Source organism: Shewanella holmiensis (assembly GCF_025370255.1).
Lineage (GTDB): Bacteria > Pseudomonadota > Gammaproteobacteria > Enterobacterales > Shewanellaceae > Shewanella > Shewanella holmiensis.
In genome coordinates this window covers 128,260-149,929 of the sequence record NZ_JAMTCD010000008.1, presented here as the reverse complement: position 1 = coordinate 149,929, position 21,670 = coordinate 128,260, and the positions used below count along the sequence as shown (strand labels likewise).

Annotated in this window: 16 protein-coding genes; 8 read left to right on the top strand and 8 right to left on the bottom strand. The window is 39.1% G+C overall.

Going from position 1 to position 21,670, the window contains the following annotated elements:
• Nucleotides 1-197: 197 nt before the first annotated feature.
• Nucleotides 198-779: a superoxide dismutase [Fe] gene (sodB, locus tag NE535_RS08675; protein WP_188839649.1), complete on the bottom strand. Its 582-nt coding sequence runs from the start codon at nt 777-779 to the stop codon at nt 198-200.
• A 241-nt stretch (nt 780-1,020) separates the two neighbouring features.
• Here sodB and grxD point away from each other — a divergent pair, with 241 nt between their 5' ends.
• On the top strand, nt 1,021-1,362 hold the full coding sequence (gene grxD, locus NE535_RS08670) for a Grx4 family monothiol glutaredoxin (RefSeq protein ID WP_261298237.1): 342 nt from the start codon (nt 1,021-1,023) through the stop codon (nt 1,360-1,362).
• Between the two features lie 83 nt (nt 1,363-1,445).
• Here the strand turns inward: grxD and NE535_RS08665 are convergent, their stop codons facing one another.
• The 7 genes from NE535_RS08665 to cmoA are packed head-to-tail and all read right to left on the bottom strand — an operon-like array spanning nt 1,446 to nt 9,296.
• A complete protein-coding gene (locus NE535_RS08665) occupies nt 1,446-2,588 on the bottom strand; it encodes a DUF3541 domain-containing protein (RefSeq protein WP_261298236.1) in 1,143 nt (380 codons plus the stop codon).
• A complete protein-coding gene (locus tag NE535_RS08660) occupies nt 2,566-4,341 on the bottom strand; it encodes a hypothetical protein (RefSeq protein ID WP_261298235.1) in 1,776 nt (591 codons plus the stop codon). Before NE535_RS08660 ends, NE535_RS08665 begins: the two co-directional genes overlap by 23 nt.
• Nucleotides 4,304-5,260, bottom strand: a complete 957-nt coding sequence (locus NE535_RS08655; protein ID WP_261298234.1) for an alpha-L-glutamate ligase-like protein — start codon at nt 5,258-5,260, stop codon at nt 4,304-4,306. Before NE535_RS08655 ends, NE535_RS08660 begins: the two co-directional genes overlap by 38 nt.
• A complete protein-coding gene (locus NE535_RS08650) occupies nt 5,260-6,765 on the bottom strand; it encodes a UUP1 family membrane protein (protein ID WP_261298233.1) in 1,506 nt (501 codons plus the stop codon). Before NE535_RS08650 ends, NE535_RS08655 begins: the two co-directional genes overlap by 1 nt.
• A gap of 8 nt (nt 6,766-6,773) precedes the next feature.
• On the bottom strand, nt 6,774-7,550 hold the full coding sequence (locus NE535_RS08645) for an ATP-dependent zinc protease family protein (RefSeq protein ID WP_261298232.1): 777 nt from the start codon (nt 7,548-7,550) through the stop codon (nt 6,774-6,776).
• A 25-nt stretch (nt 7,551-7,575) separates the two neighbouring features.
• On the bottom strand, nt 7,576-8,568 hold the full coding sequence (gene cmoB / locus NE535_RS08640) for a tRNA 5-methoxyuridine(34)/uridine 5-oxyacetic acid(34) synthase CmoB (RefSeq protein WP_261298231.1): 993 nt from the start codon (nt 8,566-8,568) through the stop codon (nt 7,576-7,578).
• Complete coding sequence (cmoA, locus tag NE535_RS08635) at nt 8,565-9,296, bottom strand: carboxy-S-adenosyl-L-methionine synthase CmoA (protein WP_261298230.1); 732 nt, start codon at nt 9,294-9,296, stop codon at nt 8,565-8,567. The genes cmoB and cmoA overlap by 4 nt, the downstream gene beginning before the upstream one ends.
• 342 nt (nt 9,297-9,638) lie before the next feature.
• On the opposite strand from cmoA, the gene NE535_RS08630 reads away from it, so the two are divergent.
• The 7 genes from NE535_RS08630 to NE535_RS08600 all read left to right on the top strand — a co-directional run bounded on the left by NE535_RS08630 (nt 9,639) and on the right by NE535_RS08600 (nt 21,639).
• Nucleotides 9,639-12,470 carry a diguanylate cyclase domain-containing protein gene (locus NE535_RS08630; RefSeq protein WP_342454503.1) on the top strand — a complete coding sequence of 944 codons (2,832 nt, stop codon included), beginning with the start codon at nt 9,639-9,641 and terminating at the stop codon, nt 12,468-12,470.
• 581 nt (nt 12,471-13,051) lie between these two features.
• Nucleotides 13,052-14,830: an aspartate--tRNA ligase gene (gene aspS, locus NE535_RS08625; RefSeq protein ID WP_261298228.1), complete on the top strand. Its 1,779-nt coding sequence runs from the start codon at nt 13,052-13,054 to the stop codon at nt 14,828-14,830.
• Between the two features lie 150 nt (nt 14,831-14,980).
• Complete coding sequence (locus tag NE535_RS08620; RefSeq protein WP_261298227.1) at nt 14,981-15,727, top strand: YebC/PmpR family DNA-binding transcriptional regulator; 747 nt, start codon at nt 14,981-14,983, stop codon at nt 15,725-15,727.
• Between the two features lie 3 nt (nt 15,728-15,730).
• The gene (gene ruvC, locus NE535_RS08615) at nt 15,731-16,252 is read left to right on the top strand and encodes a crossover junction endodeoxyribonuclease RuvC (protein ID WP_261298226.1); all 522 of its coding nucleotides are present in this window, start codon (nt 15,731-15,733) and stop codon (nt 16,250-16,252) included.
• Nucleotides 16,249-16,866 carry a Holliday junction branch migration protein RuvA gene (gene ruvA / locus NE535_RS08610; RefSeq protein WP_261298225.1) on the top strand — a complete coding sequence of 206 codons (618 nt, stop codon included), beginning with the start codon at nt 16,249-16,251 and terminating at the stop codon, nt 16,864-16,866. Before ruvC ends, ruvA begins: the two co-directional genes overlap by 4 nt.
• Before the next feature lie 20 nt (nt 16,867-16,886).
• The gene (gene ruvB, locus NE535_RS08605; RefSeq protein WP_261298224.1) at nt 16,887-17,891 is read left to right on the top strand and encodes a Holliday junction branch migration DNA helicase RuvB; all 1,005 of its coding nucleotides are present in this window, start codon (nt 16,887-16,889) and stop codon (nt 17,889-17,891) included.
• A 1,186-nt stretch (nt 17,892-19,077) separates the two neighbouring features.
• Nucleotides 19,078-21,639 carry a TonB-dependent receptor plug domain-containing protein gene (locus NE535_RS08600; RefSeq protein ID WP_261298223.1) on the top strand — a complete coding sequence of 854 codons (2,562 nt, stop codon included), beginning with the start codon at nt 19,078-19,080 and terminating at the stop codon, nt 21,637-21,639.
• Nucleotides 21,640-21,670 lie beyond the last annotated feature (31 nt).

Here is a 21,670-nt window from a genome sequence, read left to right as displayed (position 1 = left end):
GGTTACCAAATTATCACTTCGGCCTCTTCTTATAGAGTTTAGGATAAAAAATGTGACACTGCGCAAGATAATTATAAATAATTGTTTATAAAACAATGATAAACGTAGCAATTGCAATAGTTGCATTTATTGGCGTCAAATTACAGATATAAAAAAGGAGCCCTAGGGCTCCTATTTTTAATTAACGGTAATAGTGATTAAGCAAAATTGCTGTTCACAAATTCCCAGTTAACTAATTGCCAGAAATGGTTTAAGTATTCTGGACGTGCATTACGATAATCAACGTAATATGCATGTTCCCAAACATCAACAGTCAGTAATGGTGTAACTGATTCATCTGTTAATGGTGTAGCGGCATTGCTGGTGTTAACGATAGCTAATGAGCCATCTGCTTTTTTTACTAACCAAGTCCAAGCACTACCGAAGTTGTTTACCGCAGAATCTGTAAATTTTGCTTTGAATTCTTCAAAAGAACCAAAAGAAGCATCAATAGCTGCAGCGATTGAACCAGTTGCAGCTCCGCCAGCGTTTGGTGCTAAACAATTCCAGTAGAAGGTGTGGTTCCAAACCTGTGCAGCGTTGTTGAACATGCCACCAGTTGAAGTTTTAACAACTTCTTCTAAGCTTTTGCCAGCAAACTCAGTTCCTTCAACTAAACCATTTAATTTTACAACATAAGTGTTGTGATGCTTACCATAGTGGTACTCAATTGTTTCTTGAGAAATATGTGGTTCTAGTGCGTTCTTTGCATAAGGTAATGCTGGTAATTCGAAAGCCATTAGTCTCTCTCCATGGATTTAGGTTTATCGTTTTTATACCTAATTGGTACATTGCTCTGCAGCTATTGTACTGATTATTTTTGTGATGTGAATCATTGTTTCTTGAATAATATCGATTAAGACGATTCAATAGTTGAATTAATCTATACCCTTACAAACTGTAGCATTTTGTTATTGCTCAAGGTGTCGTACAATATAGGCATTCTAGCTATTCATACTTTGTCTACCATTAGGAATTAAAATGGAAACTGTAGAAAAAATTAAGCAGCAGATCAGTGAAAACCCAATCATTGTTTACATGAAAGGCTCTCCTAAATTACCTAGTTGTGGTTTTTCTTCACAAGTTGCGCAGGTGATGATTAACTGTGGTGAACAGTTTGCCTTCGTGGATATTTTACAGCACCCAGATATCCGTGCTGAATTACCAAAATTTGCAAATTGGCCAACATTCCCACAATTATGGATTGAAGGTGAATTGATTGGTGGTTGTGACATCATCACTGAAATGTTCCAAAAGGGTGAACTTCAGCCAATCATTAAAGCAACTGCTGATAAATTCCGTACTGAAGACGCTGCTGAATAATTTTACTATTCAATATATTTGCGTTAAAAAAACCCAATGCATGCATTGGGTTTTTTATTATAAAGCATTAAATTGTTGAGGTATTAGTGCAATGTTGGCTTTACCTCGGCCTTTTTATCTTCTAGTTTGACATTAACAAGACGAGGTAAGTTTTTCTTGGTGCTCTTAATGTCAGCTAAATAAGGTCCAGGGTGCAGCGTTTCTGGCCAATCAAGCAACATCATCGCCAATACGTTTCTGTGCTCACCTGAAGCTAATTCAGCCTTACCCGTAGGTGAAGGGATCATCTGCATTTGTGGATTGTAAGATGAAATCACAAAATCTTTTACTTTTTGGGTTACTGGATGATTTTTATGTCCTGTGATCAAGAAGCTGATGCCCACCTCTGTAGTAATATCTTCAGTGGTGTCTGCAATGATCCTATCAATATTTTTTTCAAAATAGTCTAAAATCCACTGGTATTCTTTTGGATCTACCTGGTATTGATAATATTCACTAGCAGCAAAAATAAAGTGAGTCATGCCATAAATTTTGTTTTTAAACTGACCTTTTGACAATTTAGCGTCTTTACTGTCGGGATACGTTTTTCTAAACGCTGCTTTATAAGCTGGATAGTAATCACCAACACCGATTTGTTTTGCCCAGAAAACATAATTAATTAACTGTGCAGCCCATGATTTAATCATTTTTTTATCAGTAAATGCAGGCGTGAAATCATGCTCTTTTAATGTCTTGACCATTAAGTCATGACATGGACCTGTAAAACCAAACTCATCTATTCGACTGGAATAACGAAGTAGGGTATCGCTTAACAACATAAACTTTGGATAAGGCACAATGGCTTTTTTACGGGCTTTACCACGTGGACCTTTACCTAGTTTACTTCCTGCTAATGCTGATTCAGTTTCGATAAAATTAGGTTTATCCAAGTTACAAGCGTAATAAGCTTGGCGTTCTGCAACGGTTAACAAATCAATTAGTGCACCATTTGCGTATTTTTCATCACCTGTCATGCGGAACTGACGGATGGCATAATGCCCCTGCACACGTGGCGGTAATGAATACAAGTTAGTTTCTAAATTCGTTTTTATTTGTTGGTAAACTTGCTCACCAGTTAGATTGTGTGCTGGATTTACATAGGGTTCTTTGGCAAATAAACTGCTACTAAACAACGCAGCGGATAATGCAACTAACGAGAGTGTCCTACTCTTGCTTAGTGCCAGCATAATTAATTCTCCGTAATAGGTTTTCAAAATCCATTGGCTGATTGAAAATCACAGACAATTGATCATAAATGGTTTGATTATGTTCATTGACAATGAGCACATCAAAAATGTCCTTGGCTTGACTGCTGGAAAGCGTTTGGGTATGGATCAACTGCGCCAGTGTTTCTTGCCACACCAGAAGATAATAACTAATCCCTTGATTAGCAATAGCCTGATAACTAAATATTGCATTTGCACCATTTATCCAAGGTACACCAAAACTGTCATTAAAAGCATTTGAGATGCTTTGATGTAAGCTGGGTTCATGTAGTTGGTAATTTGAAAGATCCGCTTGCTGGTAAAACAAAAGTGCCACTTTTGCTCTGAAGACGTGTTGTTGTTGGGCAAAAGATTGTAGTAATTGTGCTCTGGCGGAAGTCGTATATTCATATGACAGTTTGTTTGCTAACCATGTAGCTAACCAATAACTCCCTAATTGTTGGTTAGCTAATGAGATATCAGATTGACTCAAATAATAAAAAACACTGCCTTTTGCTAGCTGATTAATGATATTACTCACGATAAAGACCAAATCATTATGCTGTTTGACACTGGTTATTTTTAATGGGAGCTTGAGTGAATATTGACCCATTTGATGACCAACTACGGCTTGTTTTATTCTATGATGGTGAATTTTTGTCGTCTGTTCATCTCGCTCAACATAGATTTCACCTAGTAATCGCGAATTGAGCCATACCCGATAGAGTCGTAATGGGTTATCACTTGTCGAAATTAACTCAAATCGTAAATCAAATTCGCTTAATAGTTCAAAGATTTCCTCAACAATCAATATTGACTCTTGTTGTTTAACAGCAATTTTAGGTAATGCATGCAATGCTCTAGGTAAATCCCAAGGAGCTAATCCAATGTTTTTCGTCTGGCTATTGAGAAATAACGTTAATTGCGAAGTCGTTAAACCGTGCAAGGATAATTGATAATCGGCCACATTGTTAAAACCTTGCTTGTTAGCCAGATTGGTTTTTAGTTTATGTAACGCTAATAAGTTTGATTGGTTATAGGTTTTAGTGCGTGTTTGGTAGGCAAGCCAAGCTTGTTGCCGGCAGTTTATTTCTGGCTGTGATATCAAGTAATGAGCAATGCTTGATTCGGTGGTCACTTTTACATTGGGCGTTTGATCGGTTTTATCAATAGCTTCTGCTAAGGTGCAAGCTTGAGTGGCATCAAATTTGAAATCCTGAACGAAATAATGCCTAATACTGGCTTGTAAGTTATGTAATTGTGATTTTACGTTTAGGTCAAATTGCAGCTGTTGTAAATGCAGTATTGTTTTAACATAAAGTGTAGTTGGGGCATCAGCATCTACCTTAGTTCGCTGGATTAAGTCATCCTTTAATTGATTGGCATCGATATTTTTGAATAATGCTGACAGTTCATCAGCCAAATGTACTTGGCAATTAAGTAGTTGCTGCTGTTGTTCGGTCTGTGTGGTTAAGCTTCTATAATAGTTATTTCGATCATTTAAATTATTAAGTGAAAGTAAGCTGGATTCAAATTCAACCAATGATTTGTCAGAAGTAAGCGCTGTTGGGGGGTAGGGCGTTGATGATAATTGCCATTCTTGTGGAATGGCAATCTCATTTAAGGCATCAAACTGTAGACATTGCTCAACAAACAGATTTAAAGGATTAGCCACAGCCATTACTGTGACTAAAAAATTAAAATAAAGGCATATCGCAAAAATGCTTTTTCGCATATTCTACTCGTTGCTCAACAGACATTGCAGGTCCCTTTAATGACTCTACATGTTTAAGGCGAGGTAGGATGCCTTTACCATTAGCTATTTGAATGGTTAACCCTGGGCGGGCGTTTAATTCTAACAGCAATGGACCGCGATTTTTATCCAGCACCATATCAGTACCTAAATAACCCAGTTCACACATTTCATAAGCACTGGATGCTGTATGAAGTAAGGTTTCCCAATGTGGAACTTGAATATTAGATAACGGAAAATGGGTATCCGGATGTTTATCAACAGGTACATCAAACTGAACAGCATGCAAACTTCTGCCTGTAGCGATATCTAATCCAATACCAACAGCACCTTGGTGTAAGTTAGCTTTACCGTCTGAGGCTGCAGTTGAACAACGTAACATCCCCATTACAGGAAAACCTTTAAATACAATTAGGCGAATATCTGGTACACCTTCATAGCTGACACCGTTAAATATAGGATCAAATTCGATTAATCCTTCAACTAATGCAACATCGGGTTTACCTCCAAGTGAAAACAATCCACTAAGGGTATTTGATACATGACGATAGATTTCATTAGGGGTAACTTCGTTACCGTTAGCCTTATAATAGCGACCATTTTCAACTCGGGTAATGACCATAATGCCTTTACCGCCAGAACCTTTTGCTGGTTTAATAACAAAACCAGATTTTCCTAATACCATGGCAGGTATTTGTTCAATGTCATGCTGCTCTTTCACAACACCGATAAGATCTGGCACTGCAATGCCATTGGCTAAAGCTAATTGTTTAGTAATTAATTTGTCATCCACACGTTTATAGTGTTTGCGTGGATTGTAACGACCAATATAACTGATGTTTCGCTTGTTCATGTTTAGCACGCCAGCGCGGCTAAGTTCCCAAGGCCAGGCATACTTCATTACTTCTCTCCCACTAAGGGTTTAAAGCGTTTTAACTCAGTTAAGCGGTAACCTGTGTATTGGCCCATTACAAGCACTAACGCAAGAATAACTAAGTGAATACCTAAGAAGTTAAATACCCAATGTTGGACTAATTGATTACTCATTGCTAAGTAGGCGATAGTTGCGACAAATAAACTGCCACCACCCGATACGAACACTTTCTTTGGACCTTCTTCTTCCCACAGAATTGACATGCGTTCAATGGTCCAAGCAAGAATGATCATTGGGAAGAATGTGACGGTTAATCCTTCACTTAGCCCTAATTTGAACGAGATCAATGTGAACAAGCCGATAATAAATATCACCACTATGATGACCGCGGATATTCGGGATATCAGTAACAAGTTAAGTGTCGATAAATAGGAGCGGATCATCAAGCCAAAAGATACGATTAACAGGAAGCCAATTAATCCAATTAGGAGGGTTGTTTGAATAAAGGCCATTGCAATTAACACAGGCATAAAGGTACCTGATGTCTTAATCCCAACAATCACGCGTAAAAATACTACCACCAAAACACCAATTGGAATTAACAAGATACCTTTAAATAGGCTTTGTTCTTCAAGTGGTAATTGATATAAAGAAAAGTCCAATGCATCGTCAGTCATCATCATATCAATCGATGTGGCTAATGCAGAACGCGTGTCTTGTAACATCGAGAAGTTAACTAAAGAGTTACTCCCTCCCATTACTTCTAACACCGAACCACCGGCATATTCCCAAAGTACCAGATTATTATCACGACCTTGCTTGTTGTTTTGTACATCAAACAAATGCCATTCACCATCTTGGTATACTTGGACGTAAGTGGTTAATTGTTGACGACGACGTTGATCTTCAAGTAATAAACCGCTGACATAACGTGCTGGTACACCTTTGGTGTGCAGCATTTGTAAAAACAGTTTGGTTGATGTATTTGTAGATAACAGCAAAGACATGTTTTGGCTTTGATTATCATCGTTAATCAATGTCATTAACTGCTTTGCAAAAGAGAGGTTAGTCGCACTGCGGCTCCATACATCTTCAACAATTTGCTCGGCAGCTGTTTTTTCCGTTGCAGGCCAAAGATAAAGTTCGGTATCAGCAGGTTCTTGTTCTGCATGTAGCGCTAATTTTCCTGTTGGAACAAGCGTTACGCGATAAAATAATGATTGTGGACCAGAAGCTTCTCTAATTGACCAAATCGCTTTACGATTTGAATCATCAGTAATAGTTAAGCCGTAGCCTGGCGACGTGGTATTTTCGACTAAAATATCAAATGCAGGATCATTGGGTAATGAGAACTGCACTTCTGCAGGCTGGTTGCGACCGTTGAAGCTGATTTTTGCGTCGATAGCCCAACTTTGAACCTGTTCACCTGGTAAGAAAGGTACATTGTGCTGGATACCACGGTAAATACTGGCACCAATACCGGCAACAAACAGCAAAATAACGAATATATAAAACGGTTTACGAGAATGCATTTGTTGGCCTATTTAATTAGGGTAGTGACTTGGTTTTTAGCTTTACCGTGGATGTAGATTTGTCCTACATCGACGATTGCAATGTCTTTCATAAATTTACGTCCGAGCAGCAACGGATAATCTAAATGACTTCTGTCTGTAAGATTTAAATCCGTTTCAGCAGCATATTTGCCAATTTTTAAATGTGCATGGATAACAGGGCGACGATCATCACCGATATCAACGTCTTGTTTGATACGGACAAAACGTTCAACTTTAGATTCGAACGTATTGCCAGGTTGGTCCTCACCGTTGGTCATGACATCAAAACGAACCCATTCTTCGCCATTACGTTCGAACAATACAATATTGCGCGCATCTAAAGACGATGATTCAGCACCTGTGTCAATACGTGTAGCAAACTTAGTCTTTAATTCATCGATATAAACACTTTCAACTTCACCAAGTAAAAACTTTTCACCCACTAATGCCTCTGGACATTGAGAAGGAACGGCAACAGGTCGTGGTGTGGGAAGTGGGGCGGCAACAACGCGCACTTTTTGAGATTGCGCCATAGCATCACTGACTTGGGTTTTTAGCTTACGTAGTTCAGCTGATAATTCATTAATATCTTCAGACTGTTGACTACATTGCTCGTGAAAAGCATTAATGATTTGCACTTGAGAAGACTGTAAAGTCGAATTCAAGTCAGTAGTGGTAATTGTAGGTGTACTAGGTTGTTGAGTTGCTGTGCAACCCGAGACAAGTATTGCCGCAAAGGATAGTGCAAGTGCCTGCTTAAACATGTCAATTCCTGTTGAATATTTTGAGTTAAATTAAATCTAAGTTAGGTTGATTTTTAGTCGCAATAATAATAGCTCTTTTTGGTGCTGGATAACCTTCAACCGTTAAGCTAACGTCATTTGGATCGAGATAATCTACTAGGGATTCATTTTGCATCCATTGTGTACTTCGTTGTTCTGCAAGAGATGTAATATCAACATCAACACATCTCACATCGGTAAAATCGCATTTTCTCAACCACAGCATCAATGCTTCAACCGAAGGTAAAAACCAAACGTTGTTCATTTTGCCGTATCTATCACTTGGGACTAAGATAGCATTTTCATCGCCATCTATCACAAGTGTTTCGAGCACTAACTCACCGCCCATCCGCAATTGATCACGTAATTGCATTATATGATCGATAGGCGAGCGTCTATGATAAAGCACCCCCATTGAAAATACAGTATCAAATGCATCTAATGGTGGCAGCTCTTCAATGCCTAATGGCAATAAATGAACTGGATGTTGTTGTCCAGCTAACCGTTTAACTGCTTCAAATTGGCAAAGAAATAAAGGTGATGGATCGATACCAACGACGCATTTAGCTCCCTCACCAAACATCCGCCACATATGATATCCACTTCCACAGCCAACATCTAATACCGTTCTATTTTTTAAAGGTGAAAGATGTGGCTTAACTCTATCCCATTTCCAATCGCTTCGCCATTCTGTATCTATTTGAATACCGTGTATTGAAAATGGGCCCTTACGCCAAGGTTTGAAAATACCTAATAAATTAGACAATTTCTCTGTTTCACCCGCCGAGAGTTGTTCCCCACTGCCAATAGTCACACTTGTACTGAAATCAATACTGTCAGGTGCCGGATAGTGCAGTTTATTGAGTACTTTTTCCCATTTGGGCAAACTACCGTGTTTGTGCTCGCGCTGCCAATTGCCCAATATTGAAGGCAAAGTTTCTAGCCAATGTTGTAGATTCGAATCGGCAATTTCTTTATAAAAACCACTAAAATTTATCATTTTACTGCTACCATTGACGCAAAATTGAAGCACTGAAACCAAACCGTGGAATGACTAAAACCGCATTCAGCGAAACGCTTGGTATGGTGTGCGAGTGTATCTGGACGCATGACATTTTCTAACGCACTTCTTTTTTGACTGATTTCGAGTTCGCTATAACCATTAGCTCGCTTAAAGTCCAAATGATGTTTATCGAGCAATTGCTGAATCGTATCATCTTCAAATCGAAGTTTTTCGGAAAGAACCAAAATGCCACCAGGCAACATACCTTGATAAATACTGTTGATTAAGGCATCTCTATCTACCACAGGTAAAAACTGCAGGGTAAAGTTCAACACCACCATAGAAGCGTTTTGGAAGGTAATATCTCTGATATCGCCACAAATCAACTCAACTTGAGTATCACTGACATAAGCCGATAGATTTTCATTACATCGCTGGATCATTGATTCGCTGTTGTCCACCGCAATAATTTTGCAGTTTCTTTGACTGATTTGACGCCTGATACTCAAGGTCGCAGAACCAAGAGAGCAGCCTAAATCGTAAACATTGGAGTTATTAGCAACAAAAGATTGAGCAAAATCACCAATGGTATTGATAATTTGTCCATAACCAGGTACGGATCGACGTATCATGTCATTGAATACGCCAGCGACTTTTTTATCAAAAACAAAATCAGCGACTTGATCGTTCGCTGTAGCATAGATATTGTCGAGTTCAGAGTTCATGTAATGGGTTTTTGTAAAATTCTAGCTCTATTTTAGCCAATCAAAGCAAACTGCAGCAAGTATTGCGTAAAAATTTATTATTTTTTATTACCTTGCCTATTTATGATGGCTATAGTAACCGTCAGCTTATATCGAATTAAAACCGAAATAAGCAAATAGATTGAATCTATTTCATTCTTTTTTAACACATTTTGACAAAAAACAATTAAAATAATAAAGTTATTCAAGAGTAAGTTATTTAAGTTGTTGAATTTTAGTGTAAAGCGATAAGATCATTCATCTTGAAGTGTTATTTGCTCAAATGTCTTTTGAGATACACCAGAAAGTAGATAGGGACACCACTTGAAATTAATCGGACGATTACTATTCTGTATCTTGTTGTGGAGTTACAGCTGGGATGTCACAGCCGCTGATACCCATAATACAGAAAATGCCACAGTAAACCATGTCAGTATTGTATTGGGGCAGGATACTTATCCTTTTCAGTATATGGACGATTCAGGGAAACCTGCTGGGATATTGGTAGATTTATGGCGTGAATGGTCTTTGGTGACTAGCATACCTGTAACCTTTGAGGTACGTAATTGGCAGGAATCCCTAGATAGCGTTAAAAGTGGCCAATTCGACGTTCATATTGGTATGACTCCTAATGATTCCCGTATGGCCTACTTTGATTTCGCAAATCCGATTACTTCCTTACAAACCTATTTGTTCATACACAAGTCAATAAGCGCAAAACATCAATTGAGCGATTTAGTGCCATATCAAATTGGTATTGTTGATGGTTCATCCCATGAACAGTCTTTATTGACCATCAATCCAAATTTTTCTTTTAGAAAATATCCAAATAGAGAAGCTTTATTAAAGGCTGCTGTAAATGGAGAGGTGCTTGTTTTTGCTGGTATCGAAGGATTCCAACGAAATATGTCTTTGGAGCAAGACATCGCTGCAGAATATTATATTTCATCAAGAATTCCGATAGATAAAACAGTTATATCGCCAGCTGTCCCAAAAAGACACCCAAAATTATTGGAAATAATTAATGCAGGTTTTACTGCAATTGACGCAATACAAATAGAACGGATAGAACGTCGCTGGCTTGGATACCATAGGGAAAAAGCGGGGGTCTTGATTGCAATGCAAACTAATGTTGAACCCTACGCAGACATTGGCAATGATGGTTTACCACATGGTTTATATGTCGATTTATGGAAGCTTTGGTCGAAAAAAACTGGGATAAGTATTGATTTTGTCGTGGGTGATATGAATAGCTCAGTTGATGATATTAAACGGGGTTTTGCAGATGTTCATATTGGGTATCCTGAAAGCAATGAAATGCGCACAGGTCTTGAACAGGCATGGCATTTAACATCAATAAAAAGTCGTTTTTTCAGTCTAAAAAATGACATCCAAGACTTAAATAAAATGGAAAATGTTCGCATCGGGGTATTTCCTACCGCTCCATATATATCTGAAGTTCACAAGCTTTACCCCAATGCACAATTGCGTTTTTATGAAACAACTGCTGAATTAGTTGAAGCGACAATAAAAGGAGAAGTCATTGGTTTTATCGCATCTTCAGCGATGACCTCGCATTATTTATTGACTAATAAGCTTTGGACAGATTTCAAGCAATATTCAACCATAGAGTTTTCTACTGACATATACAGTTTGACACGTCTTGATGACAGTGGTTTAGCAAAGAGAATCCGCGCTGGTTTTGAGTTAATTTCACCAGAAGAGCGCCTGCAAATAGAACGCAAATGGCTTATTAATCCAGATGACCGTTATGAAAGTGGATCGGCAAGTCATATCATTCTATCTAACCAACAAAAATCTTATTTATCAAGTTTAGGTGCGATAAAAATGGGTTATTTAAAAGATTGGCGACCGATGGAATTTCAGGGGAAAAATGGCGAATTTTTAGGGGTTAACTCAGATATCAAGTCAATTTTAGTTAACCACTTAGGTATATCCATCATCCCTGTTGGCTTTGATCATTTTGAAGATATGTTACAACAATTAGAAAATGGTGAGATTCAACTCGTAGCAAGTTTAGCCTACAACGCTGAGCGTGAACAAAATATATTGTTCAGTGAGCCTTACTGGCCATCACCATGGGCAGTAGCGAGTGATTTAACTCAACCGCCTATTTTTCACATTGGTCAGTTAAGTCATAAAAAGATCGCCGTAGTGAAAGGTTATCAATTAATCGATCAGCTACGGCAGCTGCATCCAGATTTAACATTATTCATAGTGGCAGATACTCAAGAAGGATTAGATGCTGTTGTTAATGGTCATGCTGACATGTTTGTTGAAAAGGTCAGTACCTTGGCGGATAAATTGAAGAATGGCCAATATCCAAGTTTAAAATTATCCTTAATAGCTGACTTAGCTGATCAACAAAGTCGTATAGGCATTTTTAGTGGTTTAACAGATTTAAAACCCCTTATTGATCGCGTGCTTGCTACCATAGACAGGGCTAGTCAGCAGGAGTTATATCAAAAGTGGAATGATGTTCAGCTCAATACCGATAATCAATTTTATCAACGTTGGATGAATTCGCTGATTATTGGTTTGTTGATTGTTAGTGCCATTACGGTTGTTGTATTAGTGGTTAATCGCAGGTTGAAAATTGAAATTTCCCGCAGAGAGGCCGCTGAAAATAAACTGGTGTTTATTGCAAATCATGACAATGTGACCGGATTAGCTAATAGAACCTTATTAGAACAAGAGTTAGCATTAGCTAAAAGCTCACATGACAAATCAAATAAAAAGTTTGCTATCTTATTCATTGATTTGGATGGTTTTAAAGTCGTTAATGATGAGCATGGACATGATGTTGGCGATCAACTACTTAAGGTGATTGCTGATATATTAAAAAGGGCAATTCGCACCACAGACTTTGTCGCAAGATTTGGTGGCGATGAGTTTGTTATTTTGTTGAATAACCTAGACAGTGTAGAACATGCAAAAAGACTTGCCGATTCTGTCTTAAAAAAACTATTACAGATTAATGCTATTGACGATAAACCTGTACAGATTTCTGCCAGTATCGGTATAGCAATGTATCCAGATGATGGAACTACTTCGGATGAATTACTTAAATGTTCAGATCTATTGATGTATCAAGCAAAGCGCATTGGTGGGCATCGCCATCGTGCCAACCAATAGTGAACTAAGATTGGTTATCATTTCTGAACATTCTTAGATTGGTTTAATACCTTTAAGACTGAGTGTAAAAATGAACATAATGTTAGACATCAATTTCTAACAGCATCTAGATTTTCTAATGATTTATTGGAAGTGCTAAAGCCGAAGTTGTTAATTTTTCAACCAGCGCTTAAGGAGGCGCTTTAACGAAAATGCTTATTTGAGTTGATTCGAGATACACTAACAATCTAGGACATGAATACATTCTCACTTCAAACTTTCTAAACAACACCAAACAGTCCTGAAAGCGTCTTGAAACCTGCTTGCCCTGTCTTTTTTTTATCCAGTTAATTCATATTATGCACTCAAGGTCTGGTTAAATTGTTTGTTCTGCTTGATACTGCCCACCATATTTTAAATTGATATTTTACTTTGTCGATTTCAGATGCAACATTTTGCGGAATACGGCCATTTATATGCCAATAAATTCATACTGGAACGAGCATCTTTATGCTGTTTAAGTATATAATGCCGTTTTATCATTGTTGATATGCGAAACGTTTGCTTTTCGAAATTCGTTTTTATTTAAAGGATACTGTTCAATGCGTAGCCATTATTGTGGAGACATCAATAAGTCTCATTTAGGTCAAGAAGTTACCTTAGTTGGTTGGGTTAATCGTAGTCGTGACTTAGGCGGCGTTGTTTTCCTAGACTTACGTGATCGTGAAGGGTTAGTTCAGGTTGTATATGATCCAGATCTAAAAGACGTATTTGATGTTGCAAGCACATTGCGCGCTGAATTTTGTGTTCAAGTGACAGGTCTTGTTAGAGCTCGTCCAGACAGCCAAGTGAATTCGCAAATGAAAACGGGTGAGATTGAAATTTTAGGTAAAGGCCTAACCATTATCAATGCATCAGCGCCGTTACCATTGAGTATGGACAACTACCAGAACAACAGTGAAGAACAACGTTTAAAGTATCGTTACCTTGATTTACGTCGTCCAGAAATGGCCGAACGTTTAATTTTCCGCGCAAAAGTAACCAGTTATGTTCGTAACTTTTTAGACAACAATGGTTTCTTAGATATTGAAACGCCTATTTTGACCAAAGCGACACCTGAAGGCGCGCGTGACTATTTAGTCCCAAGCCGTACTTATAAAGGTCAATTTTTTGCATTGCCACAGTCTCCGCAATTGTTTAAACAATTGTTGATGATGTCAGGTTTCGATCGTTATTATCAAATCGTAAAGTGTTTTCGTGATGAAGATTTACGTGCAGATCGTCAGCCTGAATTTACTCAAATTGATATCGAAACTTCATTTATGACGTCAGAGCAGGTCATGGAAAAAACTGAGCAGATGATGCGTGGTTTATTTCAAGATTTACTCAATGTCGATTTAGGCGAGTTTCCGCGCATGACCTTCGCTGAAGCGATGCGTCGATTTGGTTCAGACAAACCAGATTTACGTAATCCTCTGGAACTAGTTGATGTTGCAGATTTATTGAGAGACGTTGAGTTTGCAGTGTTCAATGGCCCTGCAAATGATATTGATGGTCGTGTAGCCGCATTGCGTATTCCAACAGGCGCATCATTATCACGTAAGCAAATTGACGATTACACTAAGTTTGTCGGCATCTATGGTGCTAAAGGCTTAGCCTGGATGAAATTAAATGATCTGGATGCGGGCATTGACGGTATTCAATCACCAGTGCTTAAATTCTTAACAGAAGACATTGTTAAACAGATTATTAGTCGTACAGATGCACAAACGGGTGACATTATTTTATTCGGTGCTGACAAAGCAAATATCGTTGCTGAAGCAATGGGCGCGTTACGTCTCAAAGCCGGTGAAGATTTCAATTTACTGCAAGGTCAATGGCGTCCGCTTTGGGTTGTTGACTTCCCGATGTTTGAAAAAGTGGAGGGCGGATTGCATGCTGTTCACCATCCATTTACTGCGCCACGAGGCGTTTCTGCCGAAGAGCTAAAACTTGATCCTGCCAATACAGTATCAGATGCATACGACATGGTATTAAATGGCTGTGAGTTGGGTGGCGGTTCGGTGCGTATTCATAATGCAGAGATGCAAAGCACTGTATTTGAATTACTCGGTATTGAGAAAGAAGAAGCTAAAGAGAAATTTGGCTTCCTATTAGAAGCACTTCGATATGGCACACCACCACATGCTGGTCTAGCATTTGGTTTGGACCGCATCATTATGTTAATGACGGGCGCCAATTCAATTCGTGATGTAATGGCATTCCCAAAAACCACTACAGCTGCATGTCCTTTAACTAACGCTCCTGGTTTCGCTAATCCACAGCAACTTGTAGAGTTAGGTATTAGTGTGATTGAGAAGCCAAAAGCTGACGCCGAATAATTTATTTCGTAACGCTTTTAGTTAATAACATTCCGAGGCTATTGCCTCGGTCTGTGTTTATAGCGCAGCCACTTTTTGATTATTATTCTTCGTTAATACACTTTCTTATTGTAAACACGAATAGATTAACAGACAAAACAGGAGTCTTTCATGGCAGGACACAGTAAATGGGCTAATATCAAGCACCGTAAAGCAGCACAAGATGCTAAACGTGGAAAGCTATTTACCAAGTTTATCCGTGAGTTAACTGTAGCGGCCCGTGAAGGCGGTTCAGATCCAGACGCTAATCCTAGGCTTAGAGCCGCAATAGATAAATCTTTATCGAATAACATGACGCGCGATACCGTAGAGCGAGCGATTAAACGTGGTGCTGGTGAGATAGAAGGGCAACAACTGGAAACGATCATTTATGAGGGCTATGGCCCAGGTGGCAGTGCCGTTATGGTTGAAACCATGACAGATAATCGTAATCGTACCGTATCTGGTGTTCGTAATGCGTTCAGTAAAAATGGTGGTAACTTAGGTACTGATGGCTCGGTGTCATATTTATTTACCAAGTTAGGTGTTATCTCCTATGCTGAGGGTTTAGATGAAGAAAGCGTCATGGATGTCGCTCTGGAATCTGGTGCTGAAGATGTAATTGTCAATGAGGATGGTTCAATTGATGTGTACACGTTACCTGACACTTTTGGTAAAGTGAAAGATGCCCTTGATGCCGCAAATCTTGAGAGTTTCAATGCAGAAGTCACACTGGTGCCATCGACCAAAGCTGAACTTGATTTAGAAAGCGCTGAAAAATTCTTAAAATTAATCGATACCTTAGAAGATCATGATGATGTTCAAGAGGTTTATCATAATGCAGATATCAGTGATGATGTTATGGAAAACTTAGGGTAATAAATGGCAATTATTTTAGGTGTTGACCCGGGTTCAAGGATCACTGGTTATGGTGTGATTCAGTGTGTTGGTCGTCAGCAACTGTATCTTGGTAGTGGTTGTATTCGTACACAATCTGATGAGTTACCCCAAAGGTTACAACAGATTTTTGCCGGAATATCAGAAATAATCCGTCAATACCAGCCAGATGAATTTGCCATTGAACGAGTTTTTATGGCTAAAAATGCTGATTCTGCACTAAAGCTCGGCCAAGCAAGAGGTGCGGCTATTGTTGCGGCAACGTGTGCCGATTTACCCGTTGCAGAATACAGCGCCACCCAAATCAAAAGCGCGGTTGTGGGTACGGGTAGAGCGCAAAAAACTCAAGTTCAACACATGGTCACACAGCTATTAAAATTACCCGCGGCGCCACAAGCCGATGCTGCAGATGCACTTGCGGTAGCCATGTGTCATTATCATACAAATCAAAGCTTAGCGGCCTTAGGTGGTCGAGCGAACACAAGAACCTACGGAAGATACAAATGATTGGTCGTTTAAAAGGCATTTTAGTTGAGAAACAAGCCCCAGAAATCGTACTTGATGTTAACGGTGTAGGCTATGAATTACAGGTGCCCTTAACCAGTTTTTATGAACTCCCTGAACTAAACCAACCTGCTATGGTATACACCCATTTTGTTGTGCGTGAAGATGCTCAATTATTATATGGTTTTATTACAAAGCAAGAGCGTGCGTTGTTTAGATTGTTAATTAAAACTAACGGTGTGGGACCTAAATTAGCACTGACCATTTTATCAGGTATGAGCGCTAGCGAGTTCGTTGCCTGCGTCGAGCGTGATGACATTGTCACCTTAGTTAAACTGCCCGGTGTGGGCAAAAAAACCGCCGAGCGCCTTGTCGTGGAAATGCGCGATAAGCTGAAATCGTTATTAGCGGCATCTGTTGGTTCCGAGCGTGAGTTTGTTTTACAATCTAACTATTCACCAGCGCCATCGGTTGAAAGTGCAGAAGAAGATGCTATCTCGGCATTAATCTCGTTAGGTTACAAGCCAGCTCAAGCCAGTAAAGCAGTAGCTGCAAATTATAAAATGGATATGACATCTGAAGTACTCATTAAAGCGGCATTAAAGTCGATGCTTTAACGTAAAAGGACAGTGGTAACATGATTGAAGCAGATCGATTAATACAACCTCAAGTATTGGTGCAAGACGAAGTTATTGATAGAGCGATGCGGCCAAAAATGCTTGACGAGTATACTGGTCAAGACGATACCCGAGCCCAATTAAAGGTGTTTATTCAAGCTGCGCTTAACCGAAAAGAAGCGCTAGATCATATGTTAATATTCGGACCACCAGGTTTAGGTAAAACCACCTTAGCTATGATTGTGGCCAATGAGATGGGCGTTAATATTAAATCGACATCAGGACCTGTGTTAGAAAAAGCCGGTGACTTAGCGGCACTATTAACTAACTTAGAAGAAGGCGATGTGTTGTTTATCGATGAAATTCATCGTTTAAGCCCAGTCGTTGAAGAGATCCTTTACCCTGCACTGGAAGACTACCAATTAGACATTATGATTGGTGAAGGGCCGGCAGCTCGTTCAATCAAATTAGACTTACCACCTTTTACCTTAGTTGGGGCAACTACAAGAGCAGGAGCGTTAACTTCACCATTAAGAGCCCGTTTTGGTATTCCGCTAAGACTTGAGTTTTACAATGTGAAAGACTTAACGACTATCGTGACTCGTTCGGCAAGAGTGATGGATTTAGCAATTGCTCCCGAAGGCGCAGTAGAAATCGCCAGACGTTCACGAGGTACACCGCGGATAGCGAATCGATTATTACGTCGAGTGCGGGATTACGCAGAAGTTAAACACGACGGCGTTGTAACCAAAGAAGTGGCAGAACAGGCGTTAGATTTACTTGATGTCGATCTTGAAGGGTTTGATTACTTAGACAGGAAGCTCTTGCTTGCGATTATTGACAAGTTTATGGGGGGACCTGTAGGCCTGGATAACCTTGCTGCAGCAATAGGCGAAGATAGAGACACCATTGAAGATGTGTTGGAGCCATTTTTAATCCAGCAAGGCTTTATCCAACGCACCCCAAGAGGCCGGATAGCAACAGCAAGGGCATATCAGCATTTTAATATTATTCAACCGACATAACGATATTTGATACAAAAAAGGGCACTTTGGTGTCCTTTTTTATGCACTAACTTGTGGTTATTTCGTTATGACTTAGCGAGTTTTTCTATAGCTTTTACTTTATCTGCCACATATTTTAAATGACGGCTCACACATTAAATAAATGTCTCATTTTTGTGAGGGCATTGAACAGGTGATGCGATAGAAGTGCTGTGCATGGCGAAACTTGACCACATCTAAGCAAAAGCCTTTTGCCAAAGTTCAAACGTTTTTGTCGCTCCTTCGAATAACGTTTGTTGGTGACTCTTACTGCATTATCAAGTTTTGATGCTGAACAATATCACCACTAAGTTTCTGCCTAATACCTACTGCATGCCGCAAAATCATGTTCAAAGAACATTAAGTCATAACGATTAATTGAATTGTCTATAGATAGAGATAAATTTAAATATTCAGATGCTTAATACACCAATCACAAAATTATTCCCTTATATCCGTAAGTTTTTTAAATTTTTGTGATGTGTTTTTTAATTTTTAGTAATTATATTGAAGTATCAACTTCGTGTAACAAGGGGCGCTTATTTGTAACAAGTGTTCGCTTAAATTAACATTTTAGCGTTATAGGGTATTATTCAATATAGCTTTATTCATAGAGATTGAATAAAAACCTTACTAGTTAATTAAAATATTGAATTAAAAATTTTTACACTCACCTTTTTGTCAACATATACATTCATTAATCACCGGAGTGTAAAATTCATACACATACTTTTATCTTTTCAATGCTTTAAGTTTCTCATTTGAAAGAATTAACCTAGATTTACACTATATGGCCATTTATACGAATTGAACATTCATGTGATAGTTCCAATGGATAATTTAAAATCAAATAAATTGTGATGCTCGTCACACTTTTGTAAGTTTCCAGGTATATTTAATGTTATAACGCCTTAGGTTTAAACCTCTTTAAATATAAGAATAACCAGTGTTTGTAACTTATTTAGCAATTTTTTACAGTCAATTTTTTTTAGATTAACATAAATTGTCAAATAAATTCTTAATTGCTTAACATGATGTGCGGTAAACGTTAATTTTTTGGGGTTTGACCTGTTTTGATATTTTATTCAGTATCCAGCTATCGTTATTAATATAAATAACTAATTAACGAATATATAACAATAAATGATAGTCAGGGAGCCAATATAATATGAGCCAAAGAACACTTCTTTCGACAAGTATAAAAACCGCGTTGTTTGCATCAATTGCTGTTTCATCAAGTGTCTCTATTTCTGCTTATGCTGCAGAAGAGACCGCAAAAGTAGAACGCATCGAAGTGACGGGATCCCGGATCCAACGTCAGGACATGGAAACAGCATCACCTGTTACTGTAATCGACGCGGCTGCGATTAAAGCTGAAGGCTTTACTTCTGTTGATGAGTTGTTGCAGGCACAAACATCAATGGCGGGTGCAGCAGTTGGTTCAAGTACAAACAACGGTGCAGATGGTGTTGCACAAGTAGATTTACGCGGAATGGGCTCACAACGTACGTTGGTGCTATTGAATGGCCGTAGAATGGTCAATTCAGGCTCTGGTGCAGATAGCGCTGTCGATTTGAACGCCATTCCTGTTGCGATGATCGCCCGAGTTGAGATTTTAAAAGACGGTGCTTCTGCAGTATATGGTTCTGATGCTATTGCTGGTGTAGTCAACATTATTACCAAAAAAGACTTTGAAGGTTTTCAGTTTGATGTTCAAGGTGGCATGACCGACAAAAGCGATGGCGAAAATGGTGAAATTAGCGCGCTTTATGGCATGAATACCAATTCAGGCAATTATACTTTCGGTGTTGCCTATTCTAAACGTGAAGGCGTGATTCAATCAGATCGCGACTGGACAGATCCTGGTTATAGCTCTTTTATCCCGACGGGTTCATTAGGTGGCAAGGTAATTAACGATCAGGGGGAGTGGGTTAATCGCGATAGTGGTTATGACTATACCCAAGACAGTTTCTATCAAACCCCAAATGAACGTACCAGTGTGTTTGCTAACATGGTACAAGAAATTAACGATGATATTGTATTTACCGGTGATTTTTTATATACCAAACGAAAATCTAGTCAACAAATGTCAGCCCAACCCGCTGATATCATGTTAAACGTGTGCGGGGATGCTAACACTATACCTGGTGAGCCGTGTATCACTCTTGATGATGCAATGATCAAAGGCGGCATTGCTGCTGATGATACTGGCCGTGTAAATTATCGTCGTCGTACCACTGATGTTGGCCCACGTATTTATTCACAAGATACCGATACATATCGTTTATCTGCAGGCTTAGCAGGGACGTTAGATGTACATACTGGTTTCAACTGGGATGCTTCTTATACCTACGGCAACAACAAAGCGAAAACGCAAGTTGATAATTCAATTAATGCCACGAAGATGGAAGCCTCGGTTTATGCTAATCAAGGTGCATGGTTTAGTGGCGACCCATTAAATCAAGCCATTATCGACGACATTAGTTTTACCGAACAAAATAGTGGTGGCAATGAGCAACATACTTTCTCTGCAGGTCTAAATGGTGAGTTATTTGATTTAGACGCAGGAGCAGTTGCTTTTGCTATTGGGGCAGAGTACCGCTATGAGAGTGGTTACTATACACCTGATCAAGTCATTCAAGATGGAGACAGCACTGCTGCGCAACAGGATGCAACGGATGGCGACTATAACGTGTTATCTATCTTCCAAGAAGTGAGTGTACCGTTCACTGATAAACTAACCGGTGAATTTGCGCTACGTTATGATGATTATTCAACCTTTGGTAAAGCGACAACTTGGAAAGTGGGTTTAACCTACGAAGCCACAGACGACCTAATGCTTCGTGGTGTTGCAGCAACAGGCTTTAGAGCGCCAAGCATCAGCGAATTATACGGCGGAGACACGGGTTCATTCGATTACCTAACCGATCCGTTAGGCCATGAGCAGGATCCACAAATTCTAGTTCGTTATACTTCAGATGATGATTTACAAGCCGAAGAGTCTGAATCATTAACAGCAGGTTTAGTGTATTCACCAAGCGCAATTGAAGGCTTATCTTTAACATTAGATTACTGGAGCTTCAAAGTGACTAATGCGATTACACGTCTAGATGTGCAATCAGGCATTAATGCATGTTTAATCGGTAACGACAACACAGCTTGTGAAACCTTTGGAATTGACCCTACTGCAGGTGCGGCTAAGTTTGATAACTTAACTAGCTCACTGACTAACGTAGGTTCTCAAGATACTTCAGGTATCGACTTTAACTTAGCGTATACCTTTGAAGGCTTAGGTTTAGACTGGAAGATCAGTAACGATACCACTTACTTGCTGAACTTTGAGCAAGATAATGAAGATTACACAGGCACAATTGACGGCAATTTTGGCGCCTATGCAAAAGTGCGTAATAACTTCAGTATTCAAGCGTCTCAAGGTGATTGGAGTGTGATGTATTTCAATCGTTATATCGGTGAAATGGATGACCACTATACTGATTATGATGACAGCGGTAATCCGGTTGCTGCGCTAGCTAAGGCTGATGCAGTGCTCTACCACAACATCTCTGGCACTTATCACATCAATGATGATATGACCATTATTGCGGGTGTAAAAAACCTAACAGATGAAGAACCATCAAGAGTGTCAAATGGTTCTGATGGTGGTACGGTACCTGAAGTTTATGATGTTATTGGACGTCAGTACTATGCTGGCTTCTCAATGAAGTTTTAAGCCAAAACCTTAAAAAAGCCAGCAGCCGCTG